This is a genomic window from Sphingomonas echinoides ATCC 14820, assembly GCF_000241465.1.
In the GTDB taxonomy this organism is placed as follows: domain Bacteria; phylum Pseudomonadota; class Alphaproteobacteria; order Sphingomonadales; family Sphingomonadaceae; genus Sphingomonas; species Sphingomonas echinoides.
Genome location: NZ_JH584235.1, coordinates 2,854,752 through 2,870,780, shown reverse-complemented (window position 1 = coordinate 2,870,780; position 16,029 = coordinate 2,854,752). Strand labels below are relative to the sequence as shown.

Annotated in this window: 13 protein-coding genes and 1 tRNA gene; 10 read left to right on the top strand and 4 right to left on the bottom strand. The window is 63.8% G+C overall.

The annotated features are described in order from the left end of the window. Positions 1-98 precede the first annotated feature (98 nt). Positions 99-1,229 carry a CaiB/BaiF CoA transferase family protein gene (locus ON00_RS13455; protein WP_029622870.1) on the bottom strand — a complete coding sequence of 377 codons (1,131 nt, stop codon included), beginning with the start codon at positions 1,227-1,229 and terminating at the stop codon, positions 99-101. A 287-nt stretch (positions 1,230-1,516) separates the two neighbouring features. Between ON00_RS13455 and ON00_RS13450 the strand changes: the two genes are divergently transcribed. From ON00_RS13450 to ON00_RS13420, 8 genes are all read left to right on the top strand, one after another. Further along, complete coding sequence (locus ON00_RS13450; RefSeq protein ID WP_010406542.1) at positions 1,517-2,695, top strand: iron-containing alcohol dehydrogenase; 1,179 nt, start codon at positions 1,517-1,519, stop codon at positions 2,693-2,695. After that, on the top strand, positions 2,692-3,336 hold the full coding sequence (locus ON00_RS13445; RefSeq protein WP_010406541.1) for a TetR/AcrR family transcriptional regulator: 645 nt from the start codon (positions 2,692-2,694) through the stop codon (positions 3,334-3,336). Before ON00_RS13450 ends, ON00_RS13445 begins: the two co-directional genes overlap by 4 nt. Before the next feature lie 38 nt (positions 3,337-3,374). After that, the gene (locus ON00_RS13440) at positions 3,375-5,009 is read left to right on the top strand and encodes an AMP-binding protein (RefSeq protein ID WP_154651330.1); all 1,635 of its coding nucleotides are present in this window, start codon (positions 3,375-3,377) and stop codon (positions 5,007-5,009) included. A 146-nt stretch (positions 5,010-5,155) separates the two neighbouring features. Then, positions 5,156-7,069: a flavin-containing monooxygenase gene (locus tag ON00_RS13435; RefSeq protein ID WP_010406537.1), complete on the top strand. Its 1,914-nt coding sequence runs from the start codon at positions 5,156-5,158 to the stop codon at positions 7,067-7,069. A 48-nt stretch (positions 7,070-7,117) separates the two neighbouring features. Further along, positions 7,118-8,353 carry a cytochrome P450 gene (locus ON00_RS13430; RefSeq protein ID WP_010406535.1) on the top strand — a complete coding sequence of 412 codons (1,236 nt, stop codon included), beginning with the start codon at positions 7,118-7,120 and terminating at the stop codon, positions 8,351-8,353. Positions 8,354-8,358: 5 nt separating this feature from the next. Next, a complete protein-coding gene (locus ON00_RS13425; RefSeq protein WP_010406534.1) occupies positions 8,359-9,354 on the top strand; it encodes an NADPH:quinone oxidoreductase family protein in 996 nt (331 codons plus the stop codon). Between the two features lie 179 nt (positions 9,355-9,533). Beyond that, entirely contained in the window at positions 9,534-9,872 is a 339-nt protein-coding gene (locus ON00_RS20240; RefSeq protein ID WP_010406533.1) for a GFA family protein, read from the top strand. Between the two features lie 131 nt (positions 9,873-10,003). Beyond that, complete coding sequence (locus ON00_RS13420) at positions 10,004-10,384, top strand: VOC family protein (RefSeq protein WP_029622865.1); 381 nt, start codon at positions 10,004-10,006, stop codon at positions 10,382-10,384. A gap of 140 nt (positions 10,385-10,524) precedes the next feature. Here ON00_RS13420 and ON00_RS13415 read toward each other — a convergent pair whose 3' ends face one another. The 3 genes from ON00_RS13415 to ON00_RS13405 form a co-directional block, all read right to left on the bottom strand. Continuing rightward, positions 10,525-10,839 (bottom strand): membrane dipeptidase, encoded by a 315-nt coding sequence (locus ON00_RS13415; RefSeq protein ID WP_029622863.1) that lies wholly within the window; start codon positions 10,837-10,839, stop codon positions 10,525-10,527. A gap of 66 nt (positions 10,840-10,905) precedes the next feature. Then, positions 10,906-13,248: a glycosyl hydrolase 115 family protein gene (locus ON00_RS13410; protein ID WP_245535576.1), complete on the bottom strand. Its 2,343-nt coding sequence runs from the start codon at positions 13,246-13,248 to the stop codon at positions 10,906-10,908. Between the two features lie 766 nt (positions 13,249-14,014). Beyond that, positions 14,015-14,101 (bottom strand) — tRNA-Leu (locus ON00_RS13405). Positions 14,102-14,210: 109 nt separating this feature from the next. Between ON00_RS13405 and ON00_RS13400 the strand changes: the two genes are divergently transcribed. Then, complete coding sequence (locus ON00_RS13400; RefSeq protein ID WP_010406527.1) at positions 14,211-15,143, top strand: complex I NDUFA9 subunit family protein; 933 nt, start codon at positions 14,211-14,213, stop codon at positions 15,141-15,143. A gap of 23 nt (positions 15,144-15,166) precedes the next feature. Beyond that, the gene (locus tag ON00_RS13395) at positions 15,167-15,976 is read left to right on the top strand and encodes an undecaprenyl-diphosphate phosphatase (protein ID WP_010406524.1); all 810 of its coding nucleotides are present in this window, start codon (positions 15,167-15,169) and stop codon (positions 15,974-15,976) included. The last annotated feature ends 53 nt before the right edge of the window (positions 15,977-16,029 follow it).

Here is a 16,029-nt window from a genome sequence, read left to right as displayed (position 1 = left end):
ACGCCGCGGCATCGCCACGCGCTGCTGATCCCGTCGGATGACGGGGGAGCGCGCTTCGGCCGGTGGTGATGTGCGAAGCGAAGGGCGCTTGGCCGGTCCTATCGTCCAGTCTCTGGGGCGAAGTGGGCAGGGTCGATGCCCCATGCGCGCAACCGATCCTCGCCGCCCTCGCCAGGCTCAACCGGTGCCGTCGGAAGGGTTGGCGGGGTACGATCGAAACGCGGTGCGGGTGCCGGCTGCAGCACGCCAGACACCGCGACATGCACGCCGCGCGTCACGTTTGCCGGGTGCTCCGTCGCCTCCTGCGGGCTGAGCACGGGACTGAGGCACGCATCGAACGGCGCGAAATGCTCGATCCATCCATCGCGCGTGCGCGTGGCGAAGATCGCTTCCAACTGCGCGGCGCGCGTGGCCCAACAGGACGGATCGAGGTGACCGCCAAAGTCGGCAGGATCGAGCCCGAGACCGCGGATCAGCTCTGCATGAAATTGCGGCTCAAGCGCCCCGACCGCGACAAACTTGTCGTCGGCGGCTCGGTAGCACCGATAGAAATAGGCGCTCCCGTCCAGCAAATTGCCCCCGCGCCCGGGATGCCATCGCCCCATTGCGGTCCACGCGAAGATTTGCGTCGCCAGCAACGATGCACCATCAACCATCGCGGCATCGACGATCTGCCCGCGTCCGCTGACGGATCGTTCGAGCAAAGCGCTGAGCACGCCCACGACCAAAAGCATGCCGCCGCCGCCGAAATTGGCGACATAATTGATCGGCGGCACCGGTGGCCCGTCGAACGGCCCAATCAGGTCGAGCGCACCCGTCATCGACAGGTAGTTGATATCGTGCCCGGCTTTGTGCGTCATCGGGCCCGTCTGGCCCCATCCGGTCATGCGGGCGTAGATGAGACGGGGATTTGCCGCGAGCAGCGGATCCGGCCCCAGCATCAGACGTTCCATGACGCCCGGCCGAAACCCTTCGATCAAAACATCGGCCCGACTGGCCAATTCGAGCGCCAGCGCGCGACCGGGATCGGACTTCAGGTCCACCACGACCGAGGGTCGGCCCCGGTTGAGGAAATCGGCGCGATCGTCCCCGCCCCCAAACGTCTCGGTTCGGCGGCGGTCGATGCGCACCACCTCCGCGCCCAGATCGGCAAGCACCATCGCCCCGAACGGGGTCGGGCCCAGCCCGGCAAATTCGACCACGCGGATACCAGAGAGAGGGCCGCTCATTGAACGACCGCCGCAGACGGTGCGCAGCGGTGCCCGACGGCTCTTTTCGCGCGGCGCGCGGGATCAAGAGAGACTAATCGTTGATCCATCCAGGCTATCTCTGTCTTCGTGGTGGCGACCGGCGATGCGCCCGGCAATGTGCCTACCGGCTACCGAGGGGTAGAGAGAGGGTCAAGCCGCCACCCGGTGATTTTTGAATAATGGTATGAAAATATACTAGTCAGTATCACCAGTGGCGTGCATACTGCTCATCACAAGCGCAAAGATATGCGAGAGAGGATAAGGCCGTGACGAGCGTCATTCCGACCCAGATGACTTTTACGACGACCGAGCGCGTTACGATGGGGCAGCCCGCGCGCGACGCCCTACGCGCGCAAGCCGAGGCGATGGGCGCACGCAAGGTGTTCCTGCTGACCTCCGACAGTCTGCGGCGCAATACCGACGAAATCGCACAGATTGAGATCGCGTTGGGCGATCGTCACGCCGCCACGCATAGCGGGATCGCCTCGCACGCGCCGCGCGCGGACGTTCTCGCCGCAGCCGAGGCCGCACGCGCCGCCGGAGCGGACCTGATCGTCGGCATCGGGGGTGGCTCGGTCATCGACGCGGGCAAGATCGTGCCGTTGTTGCTCAAGCACGACGTGCGGACGGTCGAGGATTTCGAGCCGCTGCGCACCTTCGTCGATGGCGACGGCACTGTGATCAATCCGATAAAGATCGGACCCGACATTCGGACGATTTGCGTCCCCACCACCTTGTCCGGCGGAGAGTTCAACGCCCTGTCGGGCTCGACCGACGAGGTCACGGCGCACAAGCAGGGCTATGAGCATCGCAACATGGCCCCGGTCATGGTGGTGCTCGATCCCGCCATCACGCTGCACACGCCCGAATGGCTGTGGCTGTCGACCGGCGTCCGGTCGGTCGATCATGCGGTGGAAACGCTCGCCTCCGACAAGTCGAACGACTTCGCCAACGGCTTGGCGGACAATGCGCTCCGCCTGCTCGTCGAGGGGCTGACGCGCGCCAAGGCCGATCCCACGGACCTGGAAGCCCGCCTCAAATGCCAGATCGGTGCCTGGCAATCGATGATCTCGATCATCGGCGGGGTCCCGATGGGGGCCAGCCATGCGATCGGGCATATCCTTGGTGGCACCTGCGGCGTCCCGCACGGCCATTGCTCCTGTGTGATGTCGCCCTATGTCCTCGACTGGAATGCCGAATATGACGACAGTCGGCAGCATCGCATCAATGCCTGTCTGGGCGCTACGCACCCGACGGCGGCAGCGAGCCTCGATGCGCTGATCCGATCGCTCGGAATGCCGCGGACGTTGGGCGAAGTGGGCGTCACCGCAGACCGCTTCCAGCAGGTGGCGGAATATACCATGCTTGATATATGGGGACGGACCAATCCGCGCCCCGTGACGTCGCCGTCGGATATCATGGAAATTCTCAGAAGGGCCGCATGACCAAATCCAGCGCCGCCGCGAAAAACCCGGCCGGTTACGAATCGAGCTTGCGGGAAATCAAGCCGGGCGTTGTCGCCTATAAGCGCGCGCGCATTCTCGCGGAAGCGAGCGCGCTGTTTTACGAGAAGGGGTATGAATCGGCGACGCTCGAAATGCTCGCCGACCGTCTGAGCGCCACCAAGCCGTTTCTGTACACCTATTTCAAGGGTAAGAGCGCGATCCTGAGCGCGATCTGCGAAGCGGGCGTCAAGGAATCGCTCGCGGCGCTCGACCGGATCGAGGAAATCGAGCGGCGGCCGATCGACAAACTCAAGGCGTCGTTACGCGAAGTCGCGGAAATCATCGTCGCACGACACGAATATCTCGTGATCTATCAACGCGAGATGATGAACCTCGATCGCGCCGACGCGCAGCGCATTTTGCGCCTACGGCACGAATTCGATCTGCGCATCGGGAAGTTGATCGATGATTGTGTCCAGGATGGCGCGGTCACCGTCGCCAATGCGGCCGGCATGTCGATCTGGATCGGCGGCCTGCTGAGCTGGATCATCCATTGCTATCGGCCGGGCAGCAAACGGTCGGCGGAAATGGTGGTCGATCAGGCGGTCGCGGCCTGTCTGCGCCTTATCGCCGTGGATTGACGACTGCCCTCGCTCAACATTTTCGAGGTGAAGGTGTTATGACTATGACTGTGGCGAGCGGAAGCCGCGACTTTGCCGATCCGCGAATCCCCAATCGCAACGAATGCGTCCTGCGCTATCTGGTCGACCGCTGGGCCGACGAGCGCCCCGACAAGACCCATGTTATTTTCGAAGATGGCGAGGAGTGGAGCTATGCCGAGCTCCGTCGTCGCGTGGTCTCCAAAGCGGCAGGTCTGCAGCGGCTGGGCATCCGTCAGGGGGACCACGTTGCGGCATGGCTGCCGAGCGGGCGCGATGCGCTGATCGCCTTTTACGCGATCAATTATATCGGCGCGGTCTTCGTGCCGTTCAACACGGCCTATCGCGGCAAGATGCTGGGTCATGTGGTGCGCAATTCGGGCGCGATCGTGATGATCGTGCACCCCGATCTGGTCGAGCGCCTGGCCGAAATCGATCGCGCCGAGCTTGCCCAGCTCGTGATCGTCTCGGATGCGCCAGCACCCGATATCGGTCTGCCGGCGGTGCGCTTCGACGAGGTCGGCGGGGAAACGCTTGATCCGCTGGACCGTCCGATCGAGCCATGGGATATCCAGTCGATCATTTACACCTCCGGGACGACGGGCCCGTCCAAAGGGGTGCTGTCGTCCTATCTGCACATGTTTTCCAACGCCGGACCGGAGTCCTGGCCGATGGTGGGGGAAGACGATCGCTATATGTGCGTCGCGCCGATCTTTCACATCGGCGGCATGGGCCCGCCTTTCGTCATGCTGGCGCGCGGGGCATCGGTCGCGCTGATCGAATCCTTCTCGACCGACCGCTTTTGGGACATTGCCCGCACGACGCAGGCGACGGTCGTTTTCCTGCTGGGCGTGATGGCGACATTCCTGATGAAGCGCCCGCCCGCACCCGAAGATCGCGATCACTGCGTGCGCGCCGCCTTCATGGTGCCGCTGACCGATGACGCCGCAGCCTTCACCGAGCGGTTTGGCGTCGACATCTACACGATCTTCAACATGACCGAGATCTCGTCGCCCGTGGTATCCGAAGCCAACCCGGTCAAGCGCGGTACGTGCGGCAAGGTCAGGCCGAACGTCGAGGTGCGGCTGGTGGACCACAACGACTGCGAAGTGCCCGTCGGCGCGATCGGCGAAATGCTGGTGCGGACGGACCGTCCCTGGGCGATGAACAGCGGCTATAATCGCAACCCCGAAGCAACCGCCGCGGCGTGGGCCAATGGCTGGTTCCATACCGGCGACGCCTTCCGGCGCGACGCGGATGGCTATTTCTATTTTGTCGACCGGGTGAAGGACGCGATCCGGCGGCGCGGCGAGAACATTTCGTCGTTCGAAGTCGAAGTGGAGGTTTGCGCGCACCCCGACGTGCGCGAGGCAGCAGCAATCGCCGTGCCGAGCGAATATTCGGAGGACGAGGTGATGGTGGTCGTGGCACCGGTGCCGGGGCGCACCATCACGCATGAAGATCTCGCCGCCTTCCTGATCCGCCAAATGCCGTACTTCATGGTACCGCGCTATATCCGAATCATGGACGAATTGCCCAAGACGCCGTCGGCCAAGGTGCTCAAGGTCGATCTGCGCCAGGAGGGGATCACGCACGACACCTGGGATCGCGAGAAGGCCGGAATGCGCGTGCGGCGCGAGGTGTTTTCCGCCTGACGGCGTGACCTTACCGCCCCGATGTTTCTCGTTCGACCTAATGACAGCGGCCTAATGCGTTGACTCGATATACCAGTGAGTAGATATTGCATATCATCAGTAATGTGGGCGCGTGACGCACCATCATCGAGAGGCACTTGACGGCAATGCAAGCCAGCGACCAACTCCAAGGCGTGTCCCTCGATCGCGGGTTGCTGCGCCAAGGCGTCGACCAAGCCAACATTCCCGCGCTGCTGCTGTGCCTGGTCCAGCTGACCGGGGATCAAGCGTGGCTGGAGGCGCCGTTCGCACCACGGCGCGGTCGCGGGTTGGACGACAACGATACGGGTGGGCTGAGCGACGAGGTTCAGCGTACGATCCGCGATGCGGCCTATGACGCGATCCTTGCCTGGGCCGAAGGCGCACCGCTGAACCTGCCGCGCCCGAGCAATGCCCAATTGGCCGCCATGCTGAGCGTCGCGATGAGCGAACCGGTGCCGGAGGACTATGGCGATGTCGTCGCCTTCTCGATGCAGTTCGAACAGCCAGCCGCCCCAACCCCGTCCAAGCGCCCGCTCACGGCGATCGTGATCGGCGGGGGCATTTCGGGGATCTGCGCGGGAATCGAGCTGCAGCGGGCCGGCATCGACTATACGCTTTTTGAAAAGAACGCGGATTTCGGCGGGACGTGGTGGGAAAATCACTATCCCGGCTGTGGCGTCGATACGCCCAATCTCACCTACACCTTTTCGTGTCGGCCGACCGACTGGTCGCATCATTTTCCGCTGCAGGGTGAGATCGAGCGCTATCTGCTGGAAACCGCGCGCGCTTTCGGTCTCTATGACAAAGCGCGTTTCGGCACCAAGGTCGACCGCGCGGAGTGGATCGCCGAGGACGCCAAGTGGGCGGTCACCGTCACCGACCCGGACGGCAAGCGCGAAACGCATCGCGCCGATATCGTGATGAGCGCGGTCGGGCTGCTCAATATCCCCAAGATCCCGCAAATCCCCGGGCTGGACACGTTTACCGGCGAGGTGCTGCATACCTCCGCCTGGCGCGACGAGGTCGACCTTGTCGGCAAACGCGTCGCGGTGATCGGCAATGGCGCGTCGGGCATGCAAGTGGTGCCCGCGATCGCCGACGATGTGGCGGAGATGACGATTTTCGCGCGATCGAAACAATGGATCGCGCCCTTCCCGCAGTTTCGCAAGGTCGTCCCCGACGGCGTTCGCTATTTGATGCGCACCTTCCCGCTCTATCGCCACTGGGTCGAGCAACGGCTGTCGTGGACTTTCAACGATCGAGTCCATGGCACCTTGTTCCGCGATCCCGACTGGGCGGACTCGAAGCGGTCGATCAACAAGATCAACGATGGGCACCGGCAATTCTTCACGACCTATTATGAAGAGCAACTCGGCGACCGGCAGGACCTGCTGCCGTTGCTGCTGCCCGATTACCCGCCGTTCCTCAAACGCATGCTGCTCGACAATGGGTGGTTCCGCGCGCTGCGCAAACCGCATGTGCGGCTGATCCCCGAACATTTGGCGGAAGTTCGTGGCAGCACCCTCGTCGCCGCGTCTGGCGAAGAGGTGCAAGCCGACGTTCTGATCCTGGCAACGGGGTTCCAGACCACCAACGTGCTCGGATCCTACGACGTCATCGGGCGCGACGGGCGTGTCTTGCGCGACGTCTGGGATGGCGACAATGCCGCCGCCTATCTCGGCACGCTGGTGCCCGGATTTCCCAATTTCTTCATCCTGCTCGGCCCCAATGTCGGTGCCGGACATGGCGGGAGCATGATCCGCAATATCGAGAATCAAGCGCATTATGCGCTGCGCATCATCGATGCGATGATTGCGCGCGACGCGTCTGCGGTGGAGGTCCGCGAGGACGTGTACCGCGCCTATGTCGCGAAGCTCGACGCGGCGCATGAGAAATTGGTGTGGACGCACCCGGGTGCCGAAAATTGGTACCGCAACGCGCGTGGTCGGATCATCGCGATCACGCCGTGGCGCAACGACGCCTTCTGGCGAATGACGCGCGAAGCCAACCCCGACGATCTGACCTTCGAACACGCCTAGCTACAATCGACCCACAGTCACAGGCTGGGGCAAGGGAGAGAATTTGCCATGACTGGAGTCGCTCAGCTCGAGCCGTTCGATCCGGCGCATCCCGACCTGATCACCGATCCCTATCCCATGTTCGCGCGCATCCGCGAGAGCGACCCGTTTCATCGGTCGAAACCGGGCTATTGGGTGGTATCGCGCTACGATCATGTGCGCGAAGTGCTGATGAACCGGAAGGACTTCGGCACGGGCGATTTCGTCGAAAATCTGAAGCTGTTTTACGGCCCCGATTTCGACGTGATGGCCAATTCGGGTTATCGCTGGCTGTCCGACGTTTTCATCATGCAGGATCCGCCGCAGCACACGCGCATCCGCAGCCTCGTCACGGGTTCGCTGACCGCAAAACGGGTTCGCGCGCTCGAGCCGCGGATCCGCGAGATTTGCCAGGAGCTGACCGACGCCTTCCTCGCCGATGGCCATGCCGATCTGATCACGCAATTCGCCTACAAATTGCCGGTGATGGTCATCTGCGAATTGATGGGGATCGATTACGAGACGCCGGAGATGGCCGCATTGATCGCCGCCATCCCCGAAGCCTTTGTCGTCTTCGAAGCGCGAAAATTGACTGAGCCCGAACTGACCACGGCCAATCGCCGGATCGACCAGCTCGAACGCTTCTTCCGCGCCGAGTTCGAAAACCGCCTGGCCCATCCGCGCGACGATCTGTTGACGTCGCTGGCACAAACCGGGGCCGCGCCCGACGGGCTGACGATGCAGGAGGCGACCACCGTCGCCATCGCGCTGTTCGGCGCAGGCTTTGAGACGACCGCCAATATCATCGGCAACGGCCTCTACCGGCTGCACCGGCACCGCGACCAATGGGATCGCCTCGTGGCTGATCCGACCGGACTCGCCGCGTCGGCCAACGAAGAAGTGCTGCGCTACGAAAGTTCGCTGGTCGCAGCCTATCGCACCGCGCTGAGCGACACGACGATCGCCGAGCATCCGGTGAAGGCGGGCGAGCGCGTGCTCACCCTGGTCGGCGCTGCAAACCGCGACGGTCGCAAATTCGCCGACCCCGATCGCTTCGACGTCGCGCGCGGTGCAGCCGACCATATGTCGTTCGGCGGCGGCATCCATTTCTGCGTCGGTGCCGAGCTGGCGCGGATCGAGGGGCGCATCGCGTTCGAACATCTCGCGCGTACACTTCCGGCTATGAGGGTCGATCTGCACGGGGCGGCGTGGCGGGCGAACTTCCTGTTCCGCGGGTTGACCCGGCTCGAAGCGCACTGGGGCTAGCGCCGATGGGCGCGGCGACGATGATCGCGTTGACCAGCGACGCGTTGGGCCCAGTCGAAGGATATGCGCTTCGGCGTGTCGCCGTGCCCGAACCGGCCGAGGGGGAGGTGCGGCTGCGCATCGAGGCCGTCGCGCTCGGCTATGTCGATTCGCTGATGGCGGCGGGGGGATATCAGCACAAGCCGACGCCGCCTTATGTGCCGGGGGCCGAGATCGTCGGCGTGGTCGACCGGGTTGGTGCCAACACGTTCGGGGTTGAGATCGGCGCGCGCGTGGCGAGTTGGCAACTCATCGCGGGCGGCGGATTGGCCGAATTCGCGCTCGCGCCCGCGCGATCGCTGATCCGGGTCCCCGACGCCCTTGCCTCGGCAGCGGCGGCGTCCATGCTGCTCGATCACCTTACCGGATGGTATGCGCTGTTCGATCGCGGCGGCCTGCGCGCGGGCGAGAGCGTGCTCGTTTTGGGGGCCGGTGGCGGGATCGGCAGCGCTGCGGTGCAATTGGCCGCGAACAGCGGCGCGCGCGTGATCGCCGCGGCCGCTACGCCAGCCAAGCGGGACTATGCCCTGGAACTGGGGGCAGAAGCTGCGATCGATTATCGCGCGGCCGATTGGCGAGACGACCTGCGACGCATCCTCGGCGGGGGAGTCGATGTCGTGGTTGATCCGGTCGGCGGGGCAAGCCTCGAACCCGCGTTTCGATCACTCGCCAAGGGGGGCCGTCATCTCGTCTTGGGGTTTGCCGCCGGGACGATCCCGAGCCTTCCCGCGAACCTCCCATTGCTCAAAAACGCCGCGCTGATCGGCGTCGATGCGCGATACCTTTTCGAAAGCGATCCCGATCGCGCCATGCGGATCTGGAACGCGCTGTTCGTCCAGGCCGTCGACGGGCGACTGCGGCCACGGCCGTTGCAAGAATACACACTTGGCCAAGCGCCCCAGGCACTGGCCGCCCTTGGCAAGCGGGACACCCTGAGAAAAATCGTTGTCGTCGCTGACTGAAGACCCCGCATCGTTTTCCCGCGCAAGGTCGCCACGCGCGCGAAATACCTCTCACAACGATGCTCCTCCAATCGCGGCCGAAAAGGCGACGCGGTCTCAGGTCGACCGGTGGCAATCGCTCCTTTGCGATCGCTTGTTTCGCATGCAACAAGGCATCGAGCCGGGAGGAGGACGCGAGAGTGAACGAACATCGCGGAAGCTGCCATTGCGGGCAGGTTCAACTCCTGCTTCGCGATACACCGCTCGAGGTCGCCGAGTGCAACTGCTCCATATGTCGGCGCACCGCCGGGCTTTGGCACTATTGCGCTCCCGATGCCGTCACGGTGGCAGGTGAAGGCGCTGCGTATCAGCAGGGCGATCGCGCGCTCGATCTATGGCATTGCCCGACATGTGGCTGCACGACGCACTGGACTCCAACGGACCCCGCCTATCAGCGCATGGGCGTCAACCTGAGGATGTTCGATCCGGCGCTATGGTCTGCTCTGCCACGCCGTTTGATCGACGGCGCACGCTTTTAACCCATCCGGCACGCGCAAGGCACGGGTTGAACCTCTGGAAACAAGTCCTCGAGTGGTGCTGCCCTCACATATCGATAGCGGCGCAACGTCCGTGGCGATAAAAGATGGGCGAGAATTGCACGGAGCGCGCGATGCCAATTCCTGAGACGATCGGGGCGTTCGCAATCGTCCCCCATAACGATCTGTCCGCCGCCATCCCCTTCTGGGAACGACTTGGCTTCGCACGGACCGGCGGGGATGCCCAATATGCGATCATGACGGGGTGGCATTGCGAGGTCCATTTAACGCAGGCTGGGCCCGGACCCTGGCAAGTCCCCGCCGAGCACAACCCATTCGGCGTCTTCGTTCGCACACCCGATGTCGATGAGATCGCGGCGCGCGTTGACGACCTGATCATTCGCCCTGGCGGCATTCTCCGTCACCGCCCGTGGGGCTTGTACGAAGTCGGCATTTCCGGGCCTGACGGGATGCTGATTCGCATCGGCTGGCCCTCCCACCTCATTCCGTCCTGACCGCCGAGCGAACGGTAGCGCCGCTACCCAGCCAGGCCCACCTCCACCAACCGCGCATCGATCACGCGATCCCGCTCGGATCGGGGCGCACATTAGGCGGGGAGCCGACGATGGCGGGCGGGGGCGGCTGCGGGGCGGCCCTATCCCTTTACCGGCACCTTAGGGACAGCGGCGGGATCGGCCAAAGCCCGGGCCTCCCGCAGTACGCGCACCGCATTTCCGCGCCACACCTTGCCGATATCGGCCGGGCTGTAGGCCGCCTTCAGCAGCGCTGCTGGTACCTCTGGATAGGCGGTGGCTGGCGTCAATCGCCTTGCGCACATTCTCCGTCGGGCGACGGCGGGGGCGATGATGGTGCGGAACCATCTTGTCGGAATAACCCTGCGACTGGTCGCCATCGCCAGCAGCGATGACGCGATCAGCACAAGCAGCAGGAGCCAGAGCTTATGCAGCATTGCGGTTCGGGTCGGCCGCAGCCAACGATGCATTTCGCCTGTCTGACCGGTCGCCAGTGCGGAACGTTAGCCTATGCTAGTCCTCGGGCCGAGATAAGTCGGCGGCAAAGTCTCCGTGCTCAGCACCAACTTCTCGAGCACCACATTGTCGTCAACCCTCCAGATCTTGATCGTATGCCTCCCGGCAGCGAGGTGGCCGAGTTCCGACGAAAGCTGCACGGCGTTATCGCACACGGCCTTGGCCCAGCGCTTCTTTCCCGGCGTATCTTGGGTCCCGCCGGTGGCTTCGAGTTGTGCCTGCAGCGTCTGAACCGCGCCTTCGTCGATCGAAACGCCGATGCGCACCCCACCGGTCTTGCCGATCGTGTCGAGGGTGGGTGCTAGGTAGAGGGTCAGTAGCCCCGACCCGGCCTTCGTGACGGTCACATCATATTCGAGGCGGACACCGTCATCCGGCACCGTTGCAGGCCTGCCCTGCGGAAGCGCGATCACCGCGCCTTCGGTTCGGCCGAGATGCGGTATTTTCGTCCAGCGCAAGTCGCTCGCGTGGCGCGCGCGGCTGAATGCAAGTGCCTCGATTGCGAGGATCCCGTCTGGCGTTGGGCGGCTGTCGACAAACGTGGGCCGGGGACTGCGCTGCTCGCTCGGCGTATCGCCGCCCACGCGCGTGATGCTGGGCATGTTCTGCCGAGTGGGGTCGTTCCAGATGACGTAGCTCATATGGACTTGCGCCATCATGCCGTCCCACTTGCCGCCGTTGATCGAGTGGTAATGCTCGGTCAACTCGCCATCGCGCCGGAAGGCCCTTTCGACCTGATCCGCGAAATAATTGGCGCGGGCATCATTGCGCGAGGCCAGCAGCGTGTTCCAGGCCGCGCCGTAATAAAGGCGGTAGAGGTTGGCCATCGCCGCAACGGGGAATTCCAGCAGTTGGTAATAGGCGTCGAGCTGCTCGGGCCGCAGCTTGGCGCGCGTGTCGAGCATGCGGGCCTCGAGCACCTCCCACTCGGCCACCATCGCACCGAACTCGCCGCCATCCAGCCGCTCGGGCGTGATGCCGCCGAGCGGAAAACTGTCCTGGTCGATCAGCTCGGGTTTGCGGCGCGCGGCATATTTGCTGTAGGCGGTTATCATCTCGCCGATCGCGCTGGCATGCTCGGCACCGAAGGTCGCCTCCGCCCAGGCTTGCGGATACGCGGCGAGCGCGTCGGACGTCATCGCCTCGGGGTTCCACGCCATCGCCAGGAAGAAGCTCAACGGATATTCCATCGGCTTGATGTCGCCGACATTGACGATCCACATCGACCGCGCGTCGCGGCGATAGGCGAGATCCATCTGCTGCCAGACCTTTTCAATCTGGTTGGTGTTGATCCACTTATAGTTTCGGGGCGCGCCGACATAATCGAAGTGGTAATAGACACCGTAGCCGCCGCGGCGCGGCTGAGCGGCTGGGCCGGGCAGCCGCCGGATCTGTCCCCAATTGTCGTCGGCGAAGAGCAGGATCACATCGTCCGGCACCTGCATGCCATGGTCGTAATAGTCCTGCACTTCCTTGTAGAGCGCCCAGACCTGCGGCGTTTCGCTGGCAGGCCGCCCTGTAACATTGGCGATGATCGAACGCTGATCGCGCACAATCCGCTCGAGCAATGGCACAGCGGTGCCTTCCGCCATCGCTTCGTCGCCGTCCCCGCGCATGCCGACCGTGACGACCGACTCATATCCCTTGCCGTCGCCCTTCGACATCATTCGTTCGATGCCGCCGCGCCAGAAACTGCGCAGGTTCGCGGTGTTTTTCGTATAGTCCCATGGTCCGCCGGTCACGCCCTGGTCCGGGTTGCGATGCCATTCGTCATGCGCGCGAAGCATCGGCTCGTGGTGGGAATTTCCGATCACCACCCCCATGGCGTCGGCGAGCACCATGTTCTGCGGATCATCGGCGGCAAAGGCCCTTGGCGACCACATTGCGGGCCAGAGATAATTGCCCTTCATACGCAGCAAAAGTTCAAAGACATGCGCATACATCGCGGCGTTGACGCCGCCGAACTTCTTCTCGGCCCAGCCGCTCAGGCAGGGGGCTTCGTCGTTGATGAAGAAGCCCCTGTAACGGACCCTCGGCTGGTCCCGCTGGGAGCCCGCCGGGATGTGGACCTCAGGCTGGCGGCGCACGGGCACGTCGGCGAACCAGTGCCAAGGCGAAACGCCGATGCGTTCGGACAGGTCGTAGGTGCCAAACACGGCACCGCGCCGGTCCGAACCGACGACGACGAGCGCGCGCGGTACACCCGGGAAGGGATTGTCGACGACGATCTGGCGAAAGGCCTCCCATTCGCCCTGAAGATCGGTGATATCGATCTTTCCTGCTGCGGCGAGCGCGTCGATAAGGATGCTGTGTCCGAGGACGCCGATCACGACAACGGCACCCCGTAGGTCGTCGGCTCCCCCATCGATCAGTCGCGCGCGGTTTCCGCTAACGCGTTCGAGGTCGGCTGCGAAGCTCCTCGCCGCATGCAACACCGCCGAATCGGCTTGGGAATCGACGAGGACGGCTGCGGGATAACCGTTCGTAACCAGAGGGAAAGCGCCGCGGTGCCCGGACCGGTCCAGCCGGCCCACGCCAAGCGACGGCGGTGCAAGAAGAGCGAGCGCGCCCGCGCAGGCGGCACCCCCCATCAGCCTTCGCCGCGTCAAAGCCGGTCCTGCGCGTCGACGCATCTTACTCTCCTGTCCGGTCTTGTGGGACTCGTTCCAGAACGCGGGTCCTCATGATATCGCTACCATGCGCCGTTCGCCCGCAGAAGGGCGTAAAATTGGATTGCGCTGTGGGAGTGGCGGGAGGCTGCCTTGGGCCGCTGGGAGGCACCTAAAGGTATAGTCCGCGATCATCCGTTCGTTTGTCGACACGATCCTGCGGCGGAAGAGCGCGAATTTCCAAATCTCTCAAGGGCATGACGAAACATCCCGATATGATCGATCTTGGCCGAAACCCCCGGTGAAATTGCGTCGAAATGGCCCGCCGGGCCATCACCTAAATCGGGCCACCAATGGCCCGATCCATGGCCCGTTTTTGGCTGAAATCGACTGAGATCTGCTCGAACCTTATCAGACAAAATTAACGATAAAACGGCAGACATATGCCGTTTTGCCGATGGTTGTCGGATGTTCTGAGAAGAACGAATGGTGCCCGGAAGAGGACTCGAACCTCCACGCCCTTGCGAGCGCCAGCACCTGAAGCTGGTGCGTCTACCAATTCCGCCATCCGGGCACTGGGTAGGGAGCGGCCTTTAGGGGAGCGGAGTCGGCCTTGTCAACACGGGCGTTGCTGGGGCAAGGGACAAATCACCGATCCAGACGGCATTTACGAGGCGCACCCCATGAAAGACACACTGGTTACGCTGATTGGCGGCGGGGGTTTCCTCGGCCGCTATGTCGCGCAAGCCTTGCTCGCACGCGGTGCCCGCGTGCGAATCGCCCAGCGCGACCCGCGCCAGGCGTTTTTTCTGAAGCCGCAGGGCGGGCTCGGCCAAACGCAGTTCGTCGCCGCCGACCTTCTTAAGCCCGAATCGATCGCGCGCGCGGTCGCCGGGTCCGACGTGGTGGTGAATCTGGTCGGCATCCTCGCGGGGGATTTCCAGCGGATCCAGGTCGAGGGCGCGCGGATCGTCGCCGAAGCCGCGAAAACCGCGGGCGTTGGCCATCTGGTGCATATCTCGGCGATCGGTGCCGACCCTGCATCGCCCTCGGCTTATGGTCGTTCCAAGGGCGAGGGCGAAGCGGCGGTGCGCGCGGCTTTCCCCGGTGCCACCATTCTGCGCCCATCGATCGTGTTCGGCCGCGAGGACCAGTTCATCAACCGCTTCGCCAAGATGATTGCCAGCGCGCCGATCGTGCCCGTGCTGCGCGCGGGCACGAAATTCCAGCCGGTCTATGTTGGCGACGTCGCCGACGCGGTCGTCGCTGCGCTGGAGCATCCGGCGCTTGCTTCCGGCAAAACATTCGAGCTGGGTGGCCCCGATGTGCTGTCGATGGGGGCGCTGGTGCGCTGGATCGCCAAGGCGGTCCGTCGCACGCCGCCTATCGTCGAACTGCCCGATGCCGTTGGCGGCGCGATCGCTGCCTTCGGCTTTCTGCCCGGCGCGCCGATCACGGCCGATCAGTGGAAGATGTTGGCAAACGATAATGTCGTGTCCGGCAAGAACGGGCTAACCGCGCTCGGAATCACGCCAACGCCGCTCGACGCGGTGGCGGCGGGGTGGCTGGTGCAATATCGCAAGGGCCGACGGTTCGCGGTGCCGGCGTCGGCCTGAGCGCCGACTAACAGGGGATTTTCGTGAACGAAATTATCAACATCATCCTGCTCGGCATTGTCGAGGGGGTGACCGAGTTCCTGCCAGTCTCCTCGACCGGCCATTTGATCCTGGCAACCAAGCTGCTGGGCTATGATGCGACGCGCTGGGAGGTGTTCAACATCGTCATCCAGCTCGGCGCGATCCTGGCGATCGTGGTGCTGTACTGGCGCACCTTCTGGGCGGTCGGCATGGGGCTGCTGCGGCGCGATCCGGTGTCGATCCGCTTCGTGCGCAATGTGCTGGTGGCGTTCATCCCCGCCGCCGTCATCGGCCTTGCCATCCACAAGCAGATCGAAGCGCTGCTCGGCAATGCCGAGGTCGTGTCGATCGCGCTGATCGTCGGCGGCTTTGCGATCATCGCGGTCGAGCGCTTCGCGCCCAAGAGCAACATCGTCGGCGTGGCGGATATTCCGTTGCCCAAGGTCATCGGGATCGGCTTTCTGCAATGCATGGCGATGGTGCCCGGCGTCAGCCGCTCGGGCGCGACCATCCTCGGCGCGCTGGCATTGGGGGTCGAACGCCGCACCGCCGCCGAGTTCAGCTTCTTCCTCGCCATCCCGACCATGCTCGGGGCGACCACGCTCGAACTGGTCAAGAACCGGCATGAGCTGGTCAGCGGGCACGGCGTCGGGCTGGCGGCAATCGCGCTCGGCTTTGCGGTGGCCTTCGTCGTCGCGCTGATCGTGGTGAAAGCCTTTGTCGGCATCGTTACCCGATTCGGGTTCGTGCCCTTTGCCTGGTATCGGATTGTTGCGGGAAGCATCGCCCTCGCATGGATTTTAAGTATTTAGGTCCGGCGCGGTATCAGTTGAACCTTGTTCAAGCCGGTTTTGCCACCGCCCGT